This is a genomic window from Microbulbifer sp. ABM4_008 (assembly GCF_056311705.1).
Genome location: NZ_CM149970.1, coordinates 3,828,893 through 3,851,636, shown reverse-complemented (window position 1 = coordinate 3,851,636; position 22,744 = coordinate 3,828,893). Strand labels below are relative to the sequence as shown.

The following is a 22,744-nucleotide window of genomic DNA, read 5'->3' as shown; positions in this document are numbered from 1 at the left end:
GCTAAAGTGCGAAGTTGATTGACTTGGTGCGCCCAGCATGGGCGTGAACTAGTGGGGTGAAAGTTCCCTGTAGGAAGATCACCGTTTAATGGGCGCCATTAAATGCTAACTACCAGCGATTGGCAACTGCAATACTGCGAGGTGTTGTGGGGAGAAGCCACTAGCAAAACTACGAGCTGTCTATCAGAAACATCCTGTAAGGCTTAGTCTGGAGGCTAGGTGGCCAAGGATACCGAAGCCGGGTGATCAACGGGCAGAGTCAATGATGCAGTTGTGTAACGAAAGTCCGCGTTCCTATCTGGGAAGATTTGTTCAACTTGCCGCTATGAAGTTGTCAGCGTGGCCGGTGACTCAGAAGTAGCGCATTGCCATGATACTTAGCTCAAATGAAGAGCTGCTCGACACTATCGTTGGGTAGAGATTCATTATGAATAGGGAGCCACCCATTGAGGACCTGCACGATGGGTGGCGTGGGGGCCGGTAGCTAGAAACTACCGGCTACCCGATTTATGCTGTTAACTATCTTACAGCAACTTTACATTGTTGGCGCACGGTCCTTTTTGCCCTTGCCCCACAACATATTCTACTTTTTGCCCTTCATCCAGAGATTTGAAACCACTCATTTGAATTTCAGAATGGTGAACAAATAGATCTTTGCTTCCATCATCTGGAGTAATAAAACCAAAACCTTTGTCACCATTGAACCACTTGACTGTACCTGTACTCATACTAAATATGACTCTTCTTGGGTGATTGCTATTACCTATTTTCGTTATCACCATCACGAAAAAGGTTTCTTAACCATATTTACACATACGCCCAGCACATGGGAGGCCGAAACAGAGCGAAGCGGCGTGTAGGCCGTCCTGCCCATTTTTTTGCTGGGCTTACGTGCTGCTGCTTGGTGCTCCCCGTATGGGTGGGAACTAATGGGGCCCATTAGATGCTAACTGCTATCGAATGGCAACTACAATACCGCGAGGCCTTGTGGGGAGGAAGCCGCTAGTAAAACTACGAGCTTACGAACAGAAACATCTTATAAGGCTTAGTCCGTAGGCGAGGTGGATAAGGATGCCGAAGCTGGGTGATCTAACGGGTAGAGTCAATGATGCAGTTGTGTAGTGAAAGCTTACGTTCTTATCTGGGGAGATCTGTTTAGCTGGCTGCTGTAAAGCTGTCAGTATAGCTGCTGAGTCATAAGTAGGCCTGAGCCGCTAACCACCGTCGTGGGGATAGAAAAAAGTGGTGGGACATGGCGACGCCTCGGTCACCAATGGTCGAGGTGATTAAAAAGAAGTCAGCCGACGGCATAGTAGCCAAATGCCAGGATTAATACCTTGGATAAGGTGAAGGCCTGAACCTAAATCCTTTAGTTGAAAGATAGGGCTAGCCTACCGACATATTTCCAGTCGGATAAAGTTGAGGTATCGCACTTCAATGGTACTCAACTGAAATGAAGAGCTGATCGACACTATCGTTGCGTAGAAATTCATTGCGAATAGGGAATCGCCCATTGCGGAGCCGGATGATGGGCGGTATGGAGGTCGGTAGCTAGAAGCTACCGGATACTCGATTTATGCATTTTTACCCATTTACTTGAGCATTATATTTTTTAAGCGTTGACATTATATCCTTGTCGGGATTTTCCATCCCCTTGTATATCAGCAACGCCTTTTCACAATGCTTCTTTGCCTTGGCAAGGTTATAGGTTAATTGCTCTTTATCCGCATAAGCATGACATAAATGATACTCAGATTCATAATGGCCAAGAGACACAGCTTTTGCCCAGTACGAAACCGCTAGTTTTTGATCTTGTTTAATTCCGAAACCAAAGAACTTTAAGTACCCTAGATTATTTAGCACATCTACTTGTAAGCCCTGAAATTCTGGATCAACCTTTTTCAGATTAGATAGCTCTTCCCAAGACCTAGCTGATAGTTCATAGTCTTTATTTCGATAATGGCATGTACCTGTGTAATACAGTTTTTCGGCAACAGTTGAAGACTTCTCTAAGCCGATAGATTCTAGCCCGCAATCTTCCTTTGATAACACAGGTGCCGAGAATAGAACCAAAATTAATAATATTGAATTTCGCATGATTTTTCCAAAAATTACACAAAGAAAGCTATCTGTTGGAGGCCCGTAGGGTCGGAAAGATCTGATTCGCCTTGGTGCGCTAGGCAAGATTCTAATTTTTATTGAAATCAATGTTTACCCTTAATCTTGGTAACTATCTCATTAATTAATTCAGCTGGTAATAACGATTTAGACAAGTACTGCTGCCCCCCAGATTTAGCCACCAAAATAAGACCTAAATCAGTTTCAATAATACGCTCGATATCTGCCCACGACAGAACTGTTATCGTATAAGGATTCTGTGTCTGGATTCCGTCATTATCTATGGTTAATTTCACTTCACTACCGGCACTTTTCCCAAGCATCTGCCGTGCTAACCACCAAGCTCGTCGATATCGAATGTGAATCAGTTCCAGCGCGCCTAATGCAATTAACGTGCAACTTGCGATCTTAGGTTGCTCAGTAAATAACAGTAATCCCGCACCAGAAGATAATAATAATGTAGGAAGAAGATAATTGGGCTTGACATTTTTCCCATAGGGTAGAGACTGATCATAGCATTCGGCAAGGTAATCTCTAGATAAGGTAAATTGAGTATTAAAAGGCTGCATAAAAACAACTTATTGTGTCTGGTAAATTTGTCGTAGCGCTACAGTGAGTGCCAGGGTGATTCTTTAAGCTAATGTCAATTACGCCACCTCTATCAATAAGCTCTCGACTTAGCCCTACATAACACCTTTAGCAACGGCAAATTACGGAATCGAAGGCCTAGTAATTTGTCCGCTTTCTTAAATTTGGCACACCCAGCATGGGCGTGGACTAATGGAGTGAAAGTCCCGCGTAGGAAGATCACCATTTAATGGGCGCCATTAAATGCTAAGTAGTAGTGAATGGCAACTGCAATACCGCGAGGTCTTGTGAGGAGGAGGCCGCTAGCAAAGACGAACAGATATGTCTTATATGATTTGGCCTAGAGGCGAGGTGGCCAAGGGCATCGAAGTCGGGTGATCATCCGGATAGAGTCAATGGTGCAGTTGTGTAGTGAAAGTTCTCGTTCTTATCTGGGGAGATCTGTTTAGCATGCTACTGTGAAGCTGTCAGGGTGGCCGCTGACTCAGAAGTAGCATACTGCCATGACACTCAGCTCAAATGAAGAACTGCTCGACACTATCGTTGGGTAGAGATTTATTACGGAAAGGGAGCCGCCCAATAACGACTCGCGCGATGGGTGGTATCGGGGGCGGTAGCTAGAAACTATCGGCTATCCGATTTAGTGCATTTATTCCTCATCTGACATGTCGTAACACGATATAGCAAAATCTATATCAAGTTTTGCTATTGACGACAACTCCTCCCTGCTAAAGCCAAAATTGCATTGATCTTTATAGAAGTAACCTGCATAAATTCTTGTCTCTTCAGCACCACATTCATATAGCTGTTTAAGGTTTACTTCGAGGGCTCGAATTATCCACATCAACCTATCTTCATATGGTATTTCGGCGGGAACTTCTAGCTGAGCAGTACCATAGGGTATAGGCTTACCTCGATAGCGCCCCCTCGGAGAAATCTCACCAAGCTCTAATTTGTCTTGAAGTCTAAGCCCTGTGACATTCTCTGCTTCCTTTGGAGAAAACTTCTCTCCTCGAAGTAGAACACTCAATCTAAGTTCTGAGATCATTAATTCAAAACTCCTATCAAAAAAGACCGCAAATGGGTAGGCAAATAACCAGAGTCCACTGCCATGACACTATCGCTGGGTAGAGATTCATTTCGGATAGGGAACCGGCCATTACTGGCCTGAACGATGGGTGGTCTAAGGGCCGGTAGCTAGAAACTACCGGTTACCCAATTTACATTTATTTACTTGAAAAATAGGTCTTAAGTCTTGCCTCTCTAAACGCCTTTAGAATTTCTTGAGATTTCTCAAGTGGCACAAGGATTAATGGCAAAGAATCAGAATCTTCATCAACAGCAAGAAGCTTAAAGCCTGCTTCGTTTGCGCATTTAAACAAAGAGGGCCATTCACCATCCTGTAGGAAAGTTGCAATGCCATACTTACTTGATCTATAGGAATCCATGATCTCATTGTATGAGTCTGCTGTCTGTAGTTTTTCCTTTGAAAGGATGTTTAATTGTAACAATGCATCATTTGGTTCATGATCGCCATCTACGTATATAAGAAATTTATTCTTCAGTAAAATTTCTACTACAACGACGGAATCAGACATCTCATCTACTGATTCAATATCTCTTTCTCTGAGTTCGAACTCATATTTTTTCAAGAATGATTCAGGTGAATTTAAATACAGATTTATATCGGTACTTACCTTCTCACTAGAGTTAGAAATTAATGATGCCAAGCTACTTAATGGATGTGTTGGGTTACCAGCCTTCTTCATGCTGGCATAGAGAGCATAAGAAGCTAAGCATATGCCAATGATTAAGAGTAGTTTCAAGGTTGTACCTCATTGTATATGTAACGCCTCAATCAGCCGAGGCTTTTGCGGTCGGCTGATTGGTACGCCCAGCATGGGTGTGAACTAATGGGATGAAAGTCCTGTGTAGGAAGATCGCCGTTTATTGGGCGCCATTAAATGCTAACTACTAGCGAATGGCAACTGCAATACCGTGAGGTATTGTGGGGAGGAGGCAGCTAGTAAAGCTATGAGCTGACGGACAAAAACATCCTATAAGGCTTAGCCTGGAGGCGAGGTGGCCAAGGACACCGAGACTGGGTGATCTAGCGGGTAGAGTCAAAGATGTAGTTGTGTAGTGATAGTTCACGTTCTTATCTGGGGAGATCTGTTTAACCTACTGTCGTTAACCTTCAGCGTGCTTGGTTGATATCGTTACGTGACGTTGGGTAGAAGATAGGTGGCCGTCCATTGCAGAGCAGCATGATGGCTGGTGTGGGGGACGGTAGCTAGAAACTACCGGCTACCCGATGTTAGCTCTACTGTACAAAATTAGCGGTATATCTGGTGAATACCCATCCGGATATTGACTCACCATCCTCGTACTCATAAATAACTTCTATCCAATTTCTATTTTTAGATAGAACTGTAACTACCTGCCCCAAAACTAATTCATCTAATATTTCTGAGTTGGTTGAGGGTTTTAATCGTAAACGAACATTATTCCCTGTTATAAATCGTAATCCATCTGTATCAACACTCCCTATAGCTAATGGAATTTTTTTGATCCGCTTAATTTTATCCCTATCAGAATCAGATGTTGATTCCAGATGGCTTTCGACAATTGGAGTAAGGAGGTTAGCAGATATACTATTAACTTGAGCTAAAAAAACATTGATTAATAAATAGTACAAAGTGGCTTGAACCAAGGGAGGTAGACTCCTGAAAACATTAACGAATGATTTTCCATCATCTACGTCATCAAGTTGATTGCATGATTCTTCTAGATCCTCTTGAAATGATAAGGTGTCCAATGTGGACATATCAACCGTTGAAATGGTTAAAGCTAGTTCTGATAGATATTTAGGTTCACCTATCAACAAACTACTTGATTTTGCGAAACTTCTAATTGTTTTTTCTATTGCAGACTGCTGGTGTGTGAATGATCCAATCACTTCCTCTATGGCTGACTGTTGCATGGCAAAGGATGCTATGGCTTTATCTATTGTGGACGGCCTAACAAACGCTGCCATTGTTTTATCAATAGCTGATTGTTGTGAGGCAAACGATCCTATCGCCTTATCTATCACAGACTGCTGACGGGCAAAAGAAGCCATGGCTTTGTCAATAGCGGAAGGTCTTGCGAACGTAGCTATTGCTTTATCAATAGCTGACTGCTTAGAGGCAAACGATCCTATCGCCTTATCTATTACAGACTGCTGAGCGGCAAAAGAAGCCATCGCTTTGTCAATTGCGGAAGACCTTGCTAGCGTACCCATTGCTTGATCAATAGCCGATTGCTGTGAGGCAAACGATCCTATCGCCTTATCTATTACTGATTGATGAGGCATTACTGGCAGAGTGTTTTCAAGCCTTCTTATATGCTTCAGGAATGGTGGATTTACTAACCTATCAATCTTTTTTAGAATTTCTTCATCCATATAGAAAACTACACCTTACTGAGAGAAAGCTAACGCCCGCCAGCACAGGCCGGAGCTTTGAAGCAGCGGCGGTCCAGCCCCGAAGGGGCGATTGTGCCTGGCCTTGGTACGCCCAGCATGGGCGTGAACTAATGGGGTGAAAGTCCTCTGTAGGAAGATCACCATTTAATGGATTCTATTAAATGCTAACTACTGGCGAATGGCAACTTCAACACTGGGAGGTCTTGTGGGGAGGGGGCCGCTAGCAAAATACGAGCTGATGAACAGAAACACCCTATAAGGCTTAGCTTGGAGGCGAGGTGGCCAAGGTCACCGAGGCTGGATGATCTAACGGGTAGAGTCAATGATGCAGTTGTGTATTGAAAGTTCACGTTCTTATCTGGGGAGATCTGTTTAGCTTGCTGCTGTGAAGTTGTTGGTGTGGCCGCTGACTTAAAAGTAGGCCCAACCCGCTAGCCACCATCGCGGGGATACACAAAAGTGTTGGGACATAGCAGTGCCTAGGTCATTAATGACTAGGATGATTCAACAGAAGTCAGCCGACGGCATGGTAGCCAAATGCCTAGATTAATACCTTGGATAGGGTGAAGGCCTGAACCCAAAATCGATGAGTTAAAAGACAGGGCTAGCCTACCGATATGTTTCCAGTCGGATAAAGTTGAGGTAGCGCACTGCCATGGCGCTCAATTTAAGTGAAGTGCTGCTCGACACTATCGCTGGGTAGAGACTCATTACGGATAGGGAACCGCCCATTGCGGACTCGCAAAATGGTTGGCAGCTTAAAGCTGCCAACTACTCGATATGTCTTATTTCTTGACTTTGTGTTCCCTTATTATCTCACCTGTTTCAGAATTCTTTATAATAAATTTTATGGGCTCAAATTTTTTCTCTTCTCGCATACATTCAATATATTTCTCCTGAAGCCTATTAATAGTCTTAATCTCAGTCGGCTTCTCCAGAGTCATATATTCTTTCGAATAATCTTCATATGTTTTGGGGCTACCCTTAGACTGATAAGAGGGGGTATTACTTTCAATTGGGATAGATAAAGCCGCACTGGCCAAATTAAATGATCCATTAATGCCTAAACCCAGAGATAATCTATTTTTAATATATTCAGACATGTGTTTGGTGGATATTCCATTTAGCTTTGATCGATCATGTACAAATATATCATTAATTTTGACCCCGTCAGCGTAAACAGTATTTTCACACTCCTTCTGGGCCTTTAAATATTCTGGATGTTTACTAGTCACTTCGCCAAATACAGGATTGAATTGTATACTTTCATATGTATTTTTTACTGGCTTAAATGATTTTTTCAACTCGGTTGAAGCACACCCAGCTAGCCCTAGAAAGGATATTACTAACACCACATTCCTAATAATCACAACTCTTCAATCCCCTGAGATATCACGCCCTACACAAGGGCAGGCAGATAAGCGCAGCGTTTTGGCTGTACCAGCGACCAAGGGAAGTGCTTGGTTCGGCTTGGTACGCCCAGCATGGACGCGGACTAATGAGTGAAAGTCCCCTTTAGGAAAATCACCGTTTACTGGGCGCCATTAAATGCTAACTACCAGCGAATGGCAACTGCAATACCGTACGGTCTTGTGGGGGAGAAGGTCGCTAGCAAAACTACGAGCTGACGGACAGAAACATCATACAAGGCTTAGCCTAGAGGCGAGGTGGCCAGGGGCACCGAAGCCGTGTGATCTTGGGGGTAGAGTCAATGATGCAGTTGTATAGTGAAAGTTCACGTTCTTATCTGGGGAGATCTGTTTAGCTTGCTGCTGTGACACTGTCAATGTGGCCGCTGACTCATAAGTAGGCCCAGCCCGCTAGCCACCATTGCGGGGATAGAAAAATAAGTGTTGGAACACAGCAGTGCCTCGGTCAGTAATGGCCAAGGTGATTAAACAGATGTCAGTCGACGGCATAGTAGCCAAATGCCAAGATTAATACCTTGGACAGGGTGAAGGCCTGAACCTAAATCCACGAGTTAAAAGACAGGGCTAGCCTATTGATATGTTTCCAGTCGGTTAAAGTTAAGGTAGCGCACTGCCATGACACTCAACTCAAATGAAGATCTGCTCGACACTATCGTTGGTAGAGATTTATTACGGATAGGGAAGCGTCCATTGCGGACTAGCACGATGGGTGGTGTGGTAGCAGGTAGTTAGAAACTACTGGCTACCTGACCTATGCATTTAAATTGATAGTTTATTTATGCGCATATACACCCAGACAATAAAAATGGCTATTAAAATACTAGGTAAAGTAAAAATACCAGCGGTCATAATTAACGGAACAACTACATCTATATAGTAACCTGTTGCACAACCACCAAAACCGCCACAAATTGAAGCTACCCCCCAGCTTGTATAGGTCGGAAACGACAGTATGAAGCAGGCAACAGCTAAAAGTTTTATTTCTCTTGATTTGCTACTTCTCAAAATTATTGCCGAAACATAGCTTAACATTATGAAAAGAACCGTATAAGTGACGTACGATGCTATTTTAAGTTCTTTGTCCCATTCAAAATATCCGCATGAGTATGACGATCCATATGCACAACTATTAGTGATGCTAGCAGCTAGAAAACTGATCACGTCATAAGCCAGCTGTCGTGTAACAAAAATCAATATTAACCAGATCGAGAGTGTACCCAATATAAGGCCTATGTATTTAAGTGCTCTCATCGTCCCACCTATAGTAGTTCCACTGCATACTGGTGTTAATCCTGGACACCCACCAAATAGAAAGTATAAACCGTCATCCCTATTGACAAAAGATTGAAATCCCACAAAATGCTGTATGTTTATACATATAAGCATGCGTGCAGCCGATGACTATACCGCGAAGCACCCAGATATCTCTTGATGCAACACCGTACTACCACTGTGTCTCCCGCTGTGTACGGCGTGCATTTCTCTGTGGCAGAGATACTGAATCCGGAAAAGATTACGAGCATCGGCGGGAATGGATTGAAAGCCGTATGCATAAGTTAGCCGAGGTGTTTGCGCTAGATATTGCCGCCTATGCAGTAATGAGTAATCACTACCATATAGTGCTCTATATCGACACAAAATCGGCTAACAAGTGGTCTCTTACAGAGGTAATTACTCGCTGGAAAAAACTCTTCAAAGCCTCTAGCTTGGCCCAGCGCTATCTTCAGGGCGATACTCTCGATTACGCTGAGGAAGACAGGCTAAAAGAGGTCGTTTTCCTATGGCGGGAGCGTCTAATGGATATCAGCTGGTTTATGCGCTGTTTAAACGAATCTATCGCCCGCCAGGCCAATGCTGAAGACAACTGTACCGGCCGTTTTTGGGAGGGCCGGTTTAAGTCTCAGGCTTTACTGGATGAAAGAGCACTCGCCGCCTGTATGGCCTATGTAGACCTTAACCCCATCCGTGCCAATATTGCCCAGACACCTGAAGAGTCTGATTACACTTCGATTCAACAGCGTATTCGTGCGGCAGTCTCAGGTAAGCAGCCCAAAAATCTACTTCCGTTTGTCGGCGGTGAGCGTTTGAATATGCCGAAAGGGCTTCCTTTCCAGCTGGATCACTATTTGGAGTTAGTGGACTGGAGCGGCCGGCATTTAGACCCAAGAAAACGGGGTTGTATTGCCGAAAACATACCTCCTATTCTTGAGCGACTCGGCATTTCACACAAGCACTGGCTCTATCTCAGCCGGAACTTTGAAAGTCGCTTTAAAGGCTTGGTGGGATCGGTAGAGGTTGTACAAAAAGTTTGTGCTCAACTCGATAAACGCTGGGTACACGGTAAAAGCGACTGTCGGCGCCTCCTCTCAGCTACACCCTGCTAATCTACCCCGTCCTCAAGTACTCAACAGCACGATTACCGCCCTTTGATCGAAAAACAGCGATCCCAATAGCCTGAAGACCAATTCCAAGTATTTAATCTCCTTTACCTGTAAACCAAAGAGAAAGAGCCGCCAGAGAGGGAGGTAGTTTTATTGCCGGCACCACCTCCCAGTCTTTGGCTGTCCTAGATCTTTGCACTTGTCTTCAATAAAGTGGAGTCCATTCAGTAGTTTGGGGCATGTCCCTTGGCTCTGGAAGCGTTGCGTCTGCCTTTTCTACTTCTATGCCTACCGTTCTCGCGCTCCACCTGATGCTTCCTTAACAGTTACTTTCAAATCCTTCCATTAAGGGAGGTCTACGTATGGTTTGAGTGTTAATAGGAAGCAAATATGTTGATCTTAAAGCGCAAGACAGGCGAAAACTTACGGATTGGAGCGAACGTCTCAATTACGGTATTGGAAGTTAAGGGTAATCAGGTAAAGATAGGCATACGTGCTCCCAAATCTCTACCCGTTCACCGTGAGGAAATCTATAGACGTTTGCAAAAGGAGGGGGTGTTGGGGGATGGAGTTGGTTGAGATTGCGGAGCGCCCTAAGCAGGGGCGCGCGTTGGCGTGTTCAGTCCGTTAGGCGATTCTAATATCTGGCAGCTGGAGCGTATCGCAAGCTGCCCGGCACGTGTCTTTCACGCGCGAACTTTATTAGCTTGTTATAAGCTACCATGTACCTCTCTCTTATTTTCAAGATCTTCACCACAAAATGGGCAGTATCTTATAAGGAGGTGATGAGAGCACATCTGTGAGCCAACTTCCCCTTCATAACCATCTTCAATATCAAATTCAGTCGCAGATTGCCACTGCGAAAGAATCCAACCCCATTCCACCCGGTTAATTTTTTGATAGAGAATTTCAGCATCTTCGTACTGATTTTTCTTACAACTATGCTTTAATTTTTCTTTACTCATATGGATTTATAGCGCCTAGGGTAGAGCGTGGAGGTGTGAAAGCAACTGATTCCAGCCCGTAGGGCGTCTTTGAGCATATTATTATGATGCTGGATAATTTGACCGGAAGTTACAATTTTAAACACCAGCCTTGATCATAGATTTGATTTTTTCTGCCTTTTCAAAATGATCAAGTTGGTGCGTTTCTATCCACCACCTCGCGGCCTCCATTAGAATTTCTGGCTGATCATTCTTGTTTTTGAAAAATGCATAGAAAGATACCCCTACATTACTACCTTTCTTTTCTATTTTTTGGTCACAAACGTCAATAATCTTTTTTCTAAGATCTGCTCTCAAAAAACTTTTTCCTTAATTTTTACAGCTTCATGTCGTCTACATTTGGGGCCATAGTGTAGTTGCAAGCAGCGGAACGTAGGTTCAAGCGGCTTTGGCATCCCTCGGGCTGGCCTTCTTAACTCTCTATGATCCCTTGTTTAAGTAGCGATTTCTTTACAAACCCTACGAAGAAATAGATAGCGACTGCATGAATAGCTCCGATAATCGAAACTGAGAACAAAAGAACTGAACCGCTTACTTCATGACCAGATTCGGAAAGTGCGATAGCTCCGAAAATAGCTTGAATAAGCATGTTAATTGCGATGAGGCCAATCACTACCCTGGTTTTTTCACTTTTATTGAAATAGCGACGATTCTTATTCGCAAAAGAAGAACATACCCAAAATATCGTGCCTAATAATATTCCGATATTTACGCCGCTACTACTGCTAAGGCCAAAATAGTTAAGTGTAAATCCTACGATGAAAATCAGTGTTATATAAGTTAAAGCAAACCGGGTTAATACTCCTCGAATGCTCATTACTTCTCCTTGTGTAGTTGATGCCCTCAGCATGAGTGAGGAGCGCGGCGACGAGTCCAGCTGGATGGGCGTTTATGGCCGAGCTCGTTATATGATTTATGCCACACTTTCTCGTTCCTTATTTGTGACCAATCCACCTGTGTTACTAATTATTTTTTGTCTTATCTCATCAGATGATGTTTCTTTTGCGGCCTCTAATTCTGATGGTGTGATACCCATAACCTGAATAAGATTGACTGCTCCAGATTTAATGGCAAAGTTTTCTGGGAAATTCACAGGGTGAGTAAACATCATCGTTTTTATGGAAGTAGAAAGTGCAAGGGGAACACGGTGCCCATAATAAAGGGGAGGAAAATTGCCCATCTGACCAGAAATGAGAAGTAAATTATAAGCCATTAAGGTTTGTAAAACTCCAATTGCCCAATCCGCCTCTTCGTCTGTTTCCATGACAAACTCTACGCCCAATCCAGAAAACTCTTCTGGTTCCTCAGCCTCCCAAGGGTTGGACATACCAGATGTAACATAAGCCCAGGTATTCCTTGTTTCGGATGGCTGACTCTTGAAAACTCCATGCGTTAACCAACGAGGATCAACAGCCTTAGCATTCATGCGATCAAAGGTTTCGTTTGATAAAGTATAAATTCCGGGTCCTAGATCACCAAATATTCCCCTGTATATTGTTTCTTCTCGTTCTTTCCAGGAGTCTTCAAGGAAGCTCATACTTTTTCCTTCACATAATATTTATATAGTAATCAATCTGACCACTATTATCATGATTACCATCTTGGAATCAATCTAGCGAAGAAATGCGTAAAACCTTGAGGAATCAATAAATCACACATAAGCTTGAACTCTTGTCCCAAATACAAAAATGATCACTTTGCCCACTATCCCCACGGAATAGACTTTCTCTAACTCCCTAGACCATTCAATCTATCGGGATCTTTATAAAAAATAGCAGTCGAACCGATCGAAAATCATGTTGATTTCTTATCAGGTACTCAGGAGGGTTGAAAGATTGAGCGTAGCTTGAAGCGTTTTCGTGCGCTTTAGGTCGTATATCACTTCGGTAAAGCTGATTTTGGAGCTGACAAACCCATAAGTGATACAGGTACATTGAGCACATATTCGGGTTCTGACCTTGATAGAAAATCAAAAGGCACTAGGGCAAGAAGGGGTTACTTGATTTATATCAAAAAAAGGGGGCAGTGCCCCCTTTTTTAAATCAGACCCGCTCTTCACCAGAGCGGATTATCAGAACCATTAAAGGTTGCTGATTTCCTCAAGCTGCTGTTGCAGACGTTCGTGAGCACCTTTCATTTCTGCGAGCTTGTCCTTTTCCTTGGCAACAACGGCTTCGGGGGCTTTGTCTACAAACTTGGGATTATTGAGTTTGCCTTCGATCCGTGCCAACTCTTTAGATAGTTTATCAATCTCTTTTTGTAGACGCGCGCTTTCGGCTTTAACGTCGATCAGGCCGGCCATGGGTACCAGCAATTCCATATCGCCTACCAGGGCAGTGGCGGAGGCGGGGGCTGCTTCTCCACTTTCCAGCCAGGTGATTTCTTCGAGGCTGGCCAGTTTGATCAGCAGGCTGCGGGCTTGCTCCAGCAGTTCTTGGTCACGGTTGGAACCGCCGCGCAGGATCAGTGGGATTTTCTTCGCTGGGGAAATATTCATTTCACCGCGAATATTACGCACGCCTTCAATAACCTGCTTCAACCAGGCAACGGCCGCTTCCGCTTCTTCGTCGATCTTGCTGCTGTCGGCTTCCGGGTATTGCTGCAGCATAATGGTGTCACCGTTGGAACCGGCGAGGGTTTTTACACGCTGCCAGATTTCTTCGGTGATAAACGGCATCAGTGGGTGAGCCAGACGCAAAATGGTTTCCAGTACGCGGATCAGGGTGCGGCGGGTGCCCTTCTTCACTGCGTCGGACGCGTTGTCGTCCCACAGTACCGGCTTGGACAGTTCCAGGTACCAGCTGCAGTACTCACTCCAGATAAAGTCGTACAGGGCCTGGGAGGCGAGGTCGAAGCGGTAGGTGTCCATGGCTTCGCGTACGGTAATCTCGGTGCGCTGCAGTTGGGAAATAATCCAGCGGTCGGCGATGGTCAGTTCAAAATCCGTGCTGCCGTCCTGTCCACAATCGTGTTCTTCACAGTTTTGCAGAACGTAGCGGGAGGCGTTCCAGATCTTGTTACAGAAATTGCGGAAGCCTTCGATACGGCCCACATCAAACTTGATGTCGCGGCCGGTGGAAGCCAGTGAGTAATAGGTGTAGCGCAGGGCATCGGTACCAAAAGCAGAGAAACCTTCGGGGAAGTCTTTGCGCGTTTGCTTTTCGATCTTCTCGCGCAGGTGCGGTTGCATCAGACCAGAGGTACGCTTCTCTACCAGGGTCTCCAGGTCGATGCCGTCGATCAGGTCGATAGGATCGATCACGTTGCCCTTGGATTTGGACATCTTCTGGCCGTGGTTGTCACGCACCAGGCCGTGTACGTACACGGTGTTAAACGGTACTTCCTTCTTGAAGTAGAGGGTCAGCATCATCATGCGTGCAACCCAGAAGAAAATAATATCGAAGCCGGTGACCAGTACGGAGCTGGGGTGGAAGGCTTTCAGTTCTTCGGTATCTTCTGGCCAGCCCAGGGTGCCGAAGGTCCACAGGCCGGAGGAGAACCAGGTGTCGAGTACGTCGTCGTCCTGGCGCAGGCTGATGTCGGCACCCAGGTTGTGCTTCTCGCGCACTTCCTCTTCGCTGCGGCCAACGTAGACTTTGCCGTCGTTGTCGTACCAGGCGGGGATGCGGTGTCCCCACCACAGCTGGCGGGAAATACACCAGTCCTGGATATCGCGCATCCAGGAGAAGTACATGTTTTCGTAGTTCTTCGGTACGAACTCAACGCGGCCATCTTCAACGGCGGCGATGGCTTCATCGGCCAGGGGCTGGGTTTTTACGTACCATTGATCGGTGAGCCAGGGCTCGATCACGGCGCCGGAGCGGTCTCCGTGAGGTACCTTGAGGGTGTGGGGCTCTACTTTTTCCAGCAGGCCGAGGGCGTCCAGGTCATCGACAATTTGTGTGCGCGCGGCAAAGCGCTCCATGCCCCGGTATTTTTCCGGCACTGCGTCGTTCAGGTGGGCGTCGGCATCGAGGATGTTAATCATCTCGAGGTTGTGGCGCTGGCCCATTTCGTAGTCGTTGAAGTCGTGGGCTGGGGTGATTTTCACACAACCGGTGCCGAATTCACGATCGACGTATTCGTCGGCAATAATCGGGATCTCGCGATCCGCCAGGGGTAGCTTGATGGTCTTGCCAATCAGGTGCTGGTAGCGCTCGTCTTCCGGGTGTACGGCTACGGCGGTATCACCGAGCATGGTTTCCGGGCGGGTAGTGGCGACTACCAAGTGGCCGGAGCCGTCGGAGAGCGGGTAGCGGAAGTGCCACAGGTGACCCTGCTTCTCTTCGTTTAATACTTCCAGGTCGGAGATCGCAGTGTGGAATTTCGGGTCCCAGTTCACCAGGCGCTTGCCGCGATAAATCAGGCCGTCTTCATACAGTTTGATAAAGACTTCCTGCACCGCTTTGTAGAAGCCGTCGTCCATGGTGAAGCGTTCGCGGGACCAGTCGGGGCTCGCGCCCAGGCGACGCAGCTGGCGGGTAATGGTACCGCCGGACTCCTCTTTCCACTCCCAGACCTTCTCAATAAACTTGTCGCGGCCCAGGTCGTGGCGGGATACGCCTTCGGCGCCCAGCAGGCGCTCTACCACCATCTGGGTGGCGATACCGGCATGGTCGGTGCCCACTTGCCACAGGGTGTTGTCTCCTTGCATGCGGTGGTAGCGAATCAGGGCGTCCATGATGGACTCCTGGAAACCGTGGCCCATATGCAGGCTGCCGGTGACGTTCGGCGGCGGGATCATAATGCTGTAGGGCTTGGCCTCAGTATCCCCGGAAGGCTTGAAGTAGCCGTTCTCCTCCCAGGTTTTGTACCACTGCTGTTCGATGGCGTTGGGCTGGTATGTTTTGTCCATGCGGGCGGGAAACCTTGTGTTTAACTGACTGCGTGCACAGCGTTTTGGCTCAGGATAGTCTGGTGCTTGCTCGGGCTGCGCGGAAAAGGCGGCAATTATACCGCCGGGGTCTGGTGGGCAAAAGGCGGTATTTGAGCTTAGGGAGTTATTCAGAGGCTCCCTTAGGCCGTCTCTTAATCCCAAACGCCGAGCTCGTCGACCACGTGTTCTATTTGGGCGCGCAGGCGGCGCTCCAGTTTGGGTAGCTGCTGGGCGACGAGTTGCTCGATCAATTCCTGGCGCTGGCGCTCTTTGGCGGAGGGCTCAGGATCTGCGGCCGGATCTTCTTCGGCGGCTTGGGCCTCAGTGCTTGGAAGTTCAGCTTCTTTCTTTACTTCAGGGGCCACTGTTGTTGGAGCTTCTGTTTCCGGGGGCACTGGGGCTTCGGTTACTTGGGTATTTTCTTCAACTGGCAGGGGCCGTCCACCGGTGAGGCGGGAGCGAATATGATTTGGCAGGAACGGATTTTCCGCCTGGGGCTCCGGCTGCGGTTCGGGCTGTCTCTCCGGTTGGGCCTTTGGGAAAACTTCAGCTTTGGTTTCCCGGGAATTCTGCTCTAACGGTGTTTCAACCGGTTTATCTTCAACGGGCTCTTCTTCGATTTGCCCGGTTTCTGCGGAAGCCTGTGGTTCCTCATCCTCTACAGCCAGCTCTTGAAGCGGGCGCAAAAGAGCCAGGTCAGACTCTGCCAGCGACAGGGATTGCTGGGCCAGCATTTCTTCTTCAACCGGTGAAAATAAAATCGGCAAGTCGATATCTTCCAGTGAGGTGTCGATATCTTCGAACTCACTGGTAGCCGGTGTCCCACTGGGTTTTGGTATGTCGGCAATAGTGGGAAGTGTGGGGGGCTCAGGGGTTACAGGATTACCCTGCTTGGCCACCTGGCTGAGCACGGGGATTTCTTCATTGTTCTCGTCGGTGACAAGCAAGTTGTGCAGTGAATTAAGTTCATCCAGAAATTCACTGGGCTGCTTGCGCTGCTGTCCGCGTTGCTTGTGTTTGTTTTTTTTGCCGGACATGACTCTCGGACGTAGTTAGAGGCTCTAATTGATCTTATGGGATTGTAACGGATATCCGCGATCGCGGAAGTGACCAAATCGCAATCGGGACCGTTTTAATGGTTCCGGTTGTTGGATCACAATTTCTGCCAAGCGTTCAAAGCGGCTAAACCACTTGGGTACTTTGGAGCAGAGATTGATCAGTAAGCCGTGGTGATCTGCGGGGTCTTCGCCGCTGTTAATTTCTATTTGCGCCTGTTGGTTTTCAGTTTGCGGGGCGTGGGGCAGGAAACTGTCCTCGCGAAATGTCCATAGCAGTTGATCCATCTGTTCCGCCCGTTGCGGGTCGTCCACCGCGATTAATACACGCATACCCGCGCGGAAGGCTTTCTCAGCCAGGCGGCAGGCAAAAACATCGGCGTGTTCCGGTTGGTCGGAAGAGAGAATATAGAAATCAATGCGAGTCATTTCAGATACTGGTCAAATAATCCCGGCCATATTGATACGCCGCCAAAAGCAAAAGCGGCCCATTAATTAATGGACCGCCCGGCGGCCGGGCACCGATGGTGCCGGCGGCTATTGTGCGCTTTGGCTACTTATTTGCCCAGTAGATATTCAACCAGTAGAGGAACCGGACGGCCGGTTGCACCTTTCTGTGCGCCGGACTTCCAGGCACTACCGGCAATATCCATATGTGCCCACTTGTAGTCTTTGGCAAAACGCGCCAGGAAGCAGGCAGCGGTTACTGAACCGGCTTCGCGTCCACCGATGTTTTGGATATCGGCAAAATTGGAATCCAGGGAGGACTGGTACTCGTCCCACAGTGGCATTTGCCATGCGCGGTCGCCAGTAGTTTCGCCAGCCTGGAGAAGGCTCTTGGCCAGTTCTTCGTTATTGGCGTAGAGACCGGTGGCGTGATGGCCCAGGGCGATAACACAGGCACCGGTGAGGGTGGCGATATCAATCACTGCGCTGGGCTTGAACTTGGCTGCGTAGGTGATCGTATCGCACAGAACCAGGCGGCCTTCGGCATCGGTGTTGAGGATTTCGATGGTTTTGCCGGACATGGAAGTCACAACATCACCGGGCTTGCTGGCGCGGCCGCTGGGCATATTTTCAGCAGCGGCAACCAGGCCTACTACGTTGATAGAAGGCTGCAGTTCAACCAGGGCGTTCATCACGCCGAAGACACTGGCGGCACCGCCCATGTCGTATTTCATTTCGTCCATAGCCTGGCCCGGCTTGATGCTGATGCCGCCGCTATCGAAGGTGATGCCTTTGCCGACCAATACCACAGGTTTTTCGCTGGCCTTGCCACCTTTGTAGTTCATGGCAATCAGGGCGGGGGGCTCGTCGCTGCCTTTGGAGACGCTGAGGAAAGCACCCATGCCCAGGGCTTTCATTTTCTTTTCGTCCAACACGCTGGTGGTAAGCTTTGCGTGTTTTTTAGCCAGTGCCTTCGCCTGGGCAACTAGGTAGTTGGGGGTACAGATATTGCCTGGGAGATCCCCCAAATCACGGGCGACATTGCTGCCCAGTGCTTGAGCGGCACCCACTTCCATGCCGCCTTGAATAGCTTTCAGCTGCTTTTTCTCTGGGGCGTGGATGGTGAATTTCGCCAGGGGCAGGGGCTTAGCATCGGTGCGGGACAGGGTGTAGCGATAGCTTGCCAGACCGGCGGCCATGGCGATTTGCTGTGCTTTCCAGCGATTATCGGCACCTTCAACCTCTACTTCGCACAGGTAGCTCGCGGCCTCTTTAAAGTTCTTTACCCCATTGGCACTGCTGGCTGCCAGCTTGCGGAAATCCGCCTGGCTGATGGTGCCTTTACCGGTGCGTACGACCAGAACGCGCTCGCTGGGAACGTCGATAAGATTGATCAGCTGGGTGCTGCCGGATTTGGCCCCCAAGTCCCCGCGCTTGAGGATTTTTGCAATCATTCCCCCGGTCAATTTATCCAGGCTTTTTCCACTTTCGCTGAGGTTATTTTTGGCATCTGCTGAAATAATAGAGCAGGCACTGCGTTGTTTACTGATATCTGCAACCTTGGCGGAGAACTGCATTTTTCGCTTTCCTTAAAATCTGACAATAGATTGCATGTCTCTAGGCCGAGACATAGCAAGAATTTTTAGTGATAATGCGTCGCACAAGTTTAACCCGCCTGCCTGTGGATTGCTGTACCTAGAGGGAAACTTGCTCGTTTTTGATTCAGACACCATCACACCGCTGTCACCAAGGAATTTGTTCGCCCTGTGATTATTTTTCGCTATCTCTGCCGCGAGCTGCTGTTTGCCACGCTAGCGGTTAGCGCAATTTTGCTGTTAATTGTGATGAGCGGCCGATTCGTGAAATACCTGGCGGAAGCTGCCGCCGGTGATATTTCGGCGAATATCCTGTTCTCCCTGATGGGATTCCGTTTGCCGGGATTCCTGGAACTGGTATTACCGCTGGGCCTGTTTGTGGGGATTCTCCTCTCCTATGGCCGCCTTTATATAGAAAGTGAAATGACGGTTCTGCACGCCTGTGGCTTTAGCGATTGGCGTTTGCTGGGCTATACCATGATTCCAGCACTGATGCTGGCGCTGGTGGTGGCGTCCATGAGCCTGTATTTCTCTCCGGCGGGTATGGAGCGTTCCACCAGCCTGTTAAATGCAGAAAAGGCGCGCAACGAATTTGATCACCTGGTACCAAAAAGATTTGTGTCCTCCCAGGGCGGCCGCGCGGTTTATTACGCCGATGCGCTGAGCGAAGATAAGTCCACCATGTTGGGGGTATTCCTGGCTGAGTTGGGTGGTGCGGAAGAGGAAACTGAGGCGGATCTGCAGGTTGTAACCCGGGCTCGTGAAGGTGTACAGGAGATAGATCCTGAGACAGGCCTGCGCTATTTGGTGCTGCGCGACGGTTATCGCTATGAGGGTGTTCCCGGTGAGCGGGAATACCGCCAGATGAAATTTGACAGTTACGCCGTGATTCTGGAGGTGCCTCGCGAGCGCAGCCGCTTGCAGGACCAGATGGAATCGGCTTCAACCCTGGATCTCCTTAAAGGCGATGATCCGCAGCAGCGGGCCTACCTCTACTGGCGCTTCAGTCTTCCGATATTGGTATTGGTGGTTGCAGTACTCGCAGTGCCATTATCCCGTACCAATCCTCGCCAGGGGCGTTTTGCGAAGATGATCCCAGCCATTCTGCTGTATATCACCTACCTGGTAATCCTGCAGGGTGTCAGGGGGGCGATTGAGGACGGCAAGATCTCCAATCCGGCAATGATCTGGCTGGTTCACCCGCCGTTCTTACTGCTCGGCTTGCTGTTGTTAGCGGGAAGAAATTGGCGCAAGGCGCCGCCCAAGCGTTTGCCCGAGGGTGTGAAGGAGTCGCCAGGTGAGTAAGCTCGATTTGTATATCGCCCGCACCGTTATTGTTGCTGTGGGTGGCGCGCTGATGATTATTCTTGGCCTCACTGTGGTCTTTGCATTAGTGGACCAGTTGGGGGAGCTGAAGAAGGATTACGGCTTTGTCGATGCCCTGAAGTATGTGGGTTGGACATTGCCAGCGCGTATCTATGAACAGCTGGGCTTTTCCGCCCTGGTTGGATGTCTGGTGGGGCTGGGTTCATTGGCAGGTACCAGTGAGCTGACCGTTATGCGGTCTGCTGGCGTCTCAATCGGTCGGATTACCTGGGCGGTGATGAAGCCCATTATGCTGCTGATTTTACTGGGTTTGGGCCTGGCGGAATTTGTTATTCCCAAGACCAATGTAATTGCCGAGAGTGACAAAGCCCGGGCATTGGGTGAGCTGGAGGCGAGCGGCCTGGAAAGTGGCCTGTGGCTGAAAGACAGCGGCGAGTTTGTTCACTTCAACGCGGCACTGCCGGATGGTGAACTTTACGGTGTTACCCGCTACCACTTCGGTGCCGATCGAGAACTGGAGCAGGTGGAGTTTGCTGAGCGCGGCCATTTTGACGGCAAGCGCTGGGAACTGGAGAATAGCCGCACGACTATCTTCACCGGTGAGCATACCGAGAGTGAGGCGTTACCTACGACCGAATGGAAGGCGGAGATTTCGCCAGAGTTATTCGCCCTGGTGGTGCCTTTGCCAGCGGATCTGTCACCGCGCAATCTGTGGGCTTACGGCAAATTCCTCGATCGCAAGGGTGAAGACTCCAGTCGCTACTGGTTGCAGTTCTGGAAAAAAGTATTGCAGCCTCTCACTATCGCGAGTCTGGTGATGGTGGCGATTTCCTTTATTTTTGGCCCTCTGCGGGAAGTAACCACCGGGCTGCGTGTGTTTACCGGGTTGGTGGTTGGCCTGGTGTTCCAGTTTGTCCAGGATATGCTGGGGCCATCTTCCCTGGTATTTGGTTTCCCGCCTTTCCTCGCGGTGCTACTACCGATATTGCTGTGCTTTGGCGCGGGATGGTATTTACTGCAGCGGGCCCGTTAGGGCCCCTGGCCTTCTACTTTTTCGACTTCTTGGGAAGTACGCGCACCTCGGATTCGGAGATAAGGTCATGCCATGTGGCCTTGTCGGATCTGGCCCAGGCAGAGAAGTAACCGAGTCCCAAACAAGCAATAGATAGCGGCGCTACGATGGCGCGAAGAATACATTGGCGCCAAGTGAGCTGGGCTCCGTTTGGGCTCGCCAGCAGCAGACGCCAGGCGCGCATCCCCACAGTTTGACCCGCAGCCCTCCAGGACCAGAAGTAATACCCTACGATAACCGCTAGAGCGCCCAGCTGGAAGAATGGCCCGCTGACACAGGGGTTGTAGTCATTTGCCGCGGGCTGGCAGTTGAGGCCCACCACGGTAGAGGCAACCATCAGCGCGATAAAGCCGTAAACCACCAGTAGGCCCATCAGTATCAGCAGGTCGTAGAGCAGTGCGGCCAGGCGTGGACCCACCCCGGCAACAGGGAGTTCAGGAAAGGATTTGGGGGTGTTCGAGCTACTCACGGTTATCTCCGCCGGTTTTAAGTGGCGGAGATTCTAACAAACCTGTAAACGGGGAAGGAGAGGTAGCGCGCCTGAGTTCAGGGGCTCCCTAAAACTCCAGCTCAAAAGAGAACTTGAATTTGTCGTCGGACAGAGAGATGCCGTAGTCCACCGAGCTGCCAATCTTGCCCTCGTTGTTGGTGTACCTGAGCAAGCCTGTACGTGCGGCGCGGGAGTTCTGTGTCTTGTAGGTTTCTAGACCCATTCGCAGGATTTTGGATAATGCCTTGCCACCTTTCAGGGGCTTAAACTTATCTGGATTGGTGTGCATCTGCAGCCACTGGTAATTCAGACGTCGCTGTACGTTGCTCATACTATTGGTGCGCAAGTATTCGGCGGCCTGGACCAGGGCTTCGTTATCCATTGCAAATGCACTGTCGGAGAAAAACAGACTGCCGGATTCCATATTCAGGGTTTCATGGGAATCCGGGATAAATAACTCATCGGCAGAACAGACGCAGCACGCGGGCAGAAGAAATAGGCCAACGGTTTTTGGCACTAGTTGATTGGCGCTGAATCGGAAACTGCAGAGTAGCATTCTGTTTACCCCTGGGTGTCAACTTCTCATTTCGATGGCCGCAAGCGGTCGTTGAATTTATTATGGGTCACCCTTAACAAAGCATTTTTTCGAATTAATTAGGCGGCTGATGCAACTCCACTTACTGGACAGTCCGAAAAAGTCATCTCTTTCCTTGGAGGCCGCATGAAATGGATACTTTTTCATTTTTGTCTAAGTGGTCGCGAGCGTGAGCAGGAGCCCGCCAATGTTTTTTTATTATTGTTTTGGTATTTCTGTGCCAATGCTGATGAAAAAATTGTCTTGAATAGCTCCTCTTTCTACCGGATCGGGGCTTAGGTGCCAGGAAAGAGTTCCAAAA

General features: G+C 48.4%; 23 protein-coding genes. 5 read left to right on the top strand and 18 right to left on the bottom strand.

The genetic code is table 11. From position 1 onward, the window contains the following. Positions 1-524: 524 nt before the first annotated feature. The 8 genes from ACYX4J_RS16830 to ACYX4J_RS16795 all read right to left on the bottom strand — a co-directional run bounded on the left by ACYX4J_RS16830 (position 525) and on the right by ACYX4J_RS16795 (position 8,634). Positions 525-728, bottom strand: coding sequence for a cold-shock protein (locus tag ACYX4J_RS16830; RefSeq protein ID WP_444919221.1), 204 nt, complete (start codon positions 726-728; stop codon positions 525-527). A gap of 856 nt (positions 729-1,584) precedes the next feature. Next, on the bottom strand, positions 1,585-2,097 hold the full coding sequence (locus ACYX4J_RS16825; protein WP_444919222.1) for an SEL1-like repeat protein: 513 nt from the start codon (positions 2,095-2,097) through the stop codon (positions 1,585-1,587). A gap of 107 nt (positions 2,098-2,204) precedes the next feature. Beyond that, entirely contained in the window at positions 2,205-2,687 is a 483-nt protein-coding gene (locus ACYX4J_RS16820; protein WP_444919223.1) for a YcxB family protein, read from the bottom strand. A gap of 668 nt (positions 2,688-3,355) precedes the next feature. After that, positions 3,356-3,754, bottom strand: a complete 399-nt coding sequence (locus tag ACYX4J_RS16815; protein WP_476177125.1) for a hypothetical protein — start codon at positions 3,752-3,754, stop codon at positions 3,356-3,358. 178 nt (positions 3,755-3,932) lie between these two features. Beyond that, positions 3,933-4,532 (bottom strand): DUF6630 family protein, encoded by a 600-nt coding sequence (locus ACYX4J_RS16810; protein ID WP_282933998.1) that lies wholly within the window; start codon positions 4,530-4,532, stop codon positions 3,933-3,935. Positions 4,533-5,029: 497 nt separating this feature from the next. Then, positions 5,030-6,151: an SH3 domain-containing protein gene (locus tag ACYX4J_RS16805; protein ID WP_476177124.1), complete on the bottom strand. Its 1,122-nt coding sequence runs from the start codon at positions 6,149-6,151 to the stop codon at positions 5,030-5,032. An 806-nt stretch (positions 6,152-6,957) separates the two neighbouring features. Continuing rightward, positions 6,958-7,542: a hypothetical protein gene (locus ACYX4J_RS16800; RefSeq protein ID WP_476177123.1), complete on the bottom strand. Its 585-nt coding sequence runs from the start codon at positions 7,540-7,542 to the stop codon at positions 6,958-6,960. A gap of 819 nt (positions 7,543-8,361) precedes the next feature. Further along, positions 8,362-8,634, bottom strand: coding sequence for a hypothetical protein (locus tag ACYX4J_RS16795; protein WP_476177122.1), 273 nt, complete (start codon positions 8,632-8,634; stop codon positions 8,362-8,364). Between the two features lie 365 nt (positions 8,635-8,999). On the opposite strand from ACYX4J_RS16795, the gene ACYX4J_RS16790 reads away from it, so the two are divergent. Both ACYX4J_RS16790 and csrA read left to right on the top strand, forming a co-directional pair. Further along, the gene (locus ACYX4J_RS16790; RefSeq protein WP_476177121.1) at positions 9,000-9,986 is read left to right on the top strand and encodes a transposase; all 987 of its coding nucleotides are present in this window, start codon (positions 9,000-9,002) and stop codon (positions 9,984-9,986) included. Positions 9,987-10,373: 387 nt separating this feature from the next. Next, positions 10,374-10,562, top strand: coding sequence for a carbon storage regulator CsrA (gene csrA / locus ACYX4J_RS16785; protein ID WP_476177120.1), 189 nt, complete (start codon positions 10,374-10,376; stop codon positions 10,560-10,562). Between the two features lie 131 nt (positions 10,563-10,693). Here csrA and ACYX4J_RS16780 read toward each other — a convergent pair whose 3' ends face one another. The 8 genes from ACYX4J_RS16780 to ACYX4J_RS16745 all read right to left on the bottom strand — a co-directional run bounded on the left by ACYX4J_RS16780 (position 10,694) and on the right by ACYX4J_RS16745 (position 18,942). Further along, entirely contained in the window at positions 10,694-10,948 is a 255-nt protein-coding gene (locus ACYX4J_RS16780; protein WP_476177119.1) for a hypothetical protein, read from the bottom strand. 117 nt (positions 10,949-11,065) lie between these two features. Next, the gene (locus ACYX4J_RS16775; protein ID WP_476177118.1) at positions 11,066-11,284 is read right to left on the bottom strand and encodes a DUF6500 family protein; all 219 of its coding nucleotides are present in this window, start codon (positions 11,282-11,284) and stop codon (positions 11,066-11,068) included. A gap of 115 nt (positions 11,285-11,399) precedes the next feature. Next, positions 11,400-11,804, bottom strand: a complete 405-nt coding sequence (locus tag ACYX4J_RS16770) for an ABZJ_00895 family protein (RefSeq protein ID WP_476177117.1) — start codon at positions 11,802-11,804, stop codon at positions 11,400-11,402. Positions 11,805-11,900: 96 nt separating this feature from the next. Further along, positions 11,901-12,524: a suppressor of fused domain protein gene (locus tag ACYX4J_RS16765; RefSeq protein ID WP_476177116.1), complete on the bottom strand. Its 624-nt coding sequence runs from the start codon at positions 12,522-12,524 to the stop codon at positions 11,901-11,903. A gap of 543 nt (positions 12,525-13,067) precedes the next feature. After that, positions 13,068-15,842, bottom strand: a complete 2,775-nt coding sequence (locus ACYX4J_RS16760; protein ID WP_476178666.1) for a valine--tRNA ligase — start codon at positions 15,840-15,842, stop codon at positions 13,068-13,070. Between the two features lie 173 nt (positions 15,843-16,015). Beyond that, positions 16,016-16,900, bottom strand: coding sequence for a hypothetical protein (locus tag ACYX4J_RS16755; RefSeq protein WP_476177115.1), 885 nt, complete (start codon positions 16,898-16,900; stop codon positions 16,016-16,018). 24 nt (positions 16,901-16,924) lie between these two features. Beyond that, positions 16,925-17,347, bottom strand: coding sequence for a DNA polymerase III subunit chi (locus ACYX4J_RS16750; RefSeq protein WP_476177114.1), 423 nt, complete (start codon positions 17,345-17,347; stop codon positions 16,925-16,927). A gap of 128 nt (positions 17,348-17,475) precedes the next feature. Beyond that, entirely contained in the window at positions 17,476-18,942 is a 1,467-nt protein-coding gene (locus ACYX4J_RS16745; RefSeq protein ID WP_444892960.1) for a leucyl aminopeptidase, read from the bottom strand. A 189-nt stretch (positions 18,943-19,131) separates the two neighbouring features. Between ACYX4J_RS16745 and lptF the strand changes: the two genes are divergently transcribed. Together lptF and lptG are read left to right on the top strand one after the other, a co-directional pair. Continuing rightward, the gene (lptF, locus tag ACYX4J_RS16740; RefSeq protein ID WP_476177113.1) at positions 19,132-20,265 is read left to right on the top strand and encodes an LPS export ABC transporter permease LptF; all 1,134 of its coding nucleotides are present in this window, start codon (positions 19,132-19,134) and stop codon (positions 20,263-20,265) included. Then, a complete protein-coding gene (gene lptG / locus ACYX4J_RS16735) occupies positions 20,258-21,319 on the top strand; it encodes an LPS export ABC transporter permease LptG (RefSeq protein WP_444906182.1) in 1,062 nt (353 codons plus the stop codon). Before lptF ends, lptG begins: the two co-directional genes overlap by 8 nt. Positions 21,320-21,332: 13 nt before the next feature. Here lptG and ACYX4J_RS16730 read toward each other — a convergent pair whose 3' ends face one another. Then, entirely contained in the window at positions 21,333-21,827 is a 495-nt protein-coding gene (locus tag ACYX4J_RS16730) for an RDD family protein (RefSeq protein ID WP_444892962.1), read from the bottom strand. A gap of 88 nt (positions 21,828-21,915) precedes the next feature. Further along, positions 21,916-22,404, bottom strand: a complete 489-nt coding sequence (locus tag ACYX4J_RS16725) for a hypothetical protein (protein WP_413664649.1) — start codon at positions 22,402-22,404, stop codon at positions 21,916-21,918. Between the two features lie 165 nt (positions 22,405-22,569). On the opposite strand from ACYX4J_RS16725, the gene ACYX4J_RS16720 reads away from it, so the two are divergent. Continuing rightward, positions 22,570-22,722: a hypothetical protein gene (locus tag ACYX4J_RS16720; RefSeq protein WP_475707573.1), complete on the top strand. Its 153-nt coding sequence runs from the start codon at positions 22,570-22,572 to the stop codon at positions 22,720-22,722. The last annotated feature ends 22 nt before the right edge of the window (positions 22,723-22,744 follow it).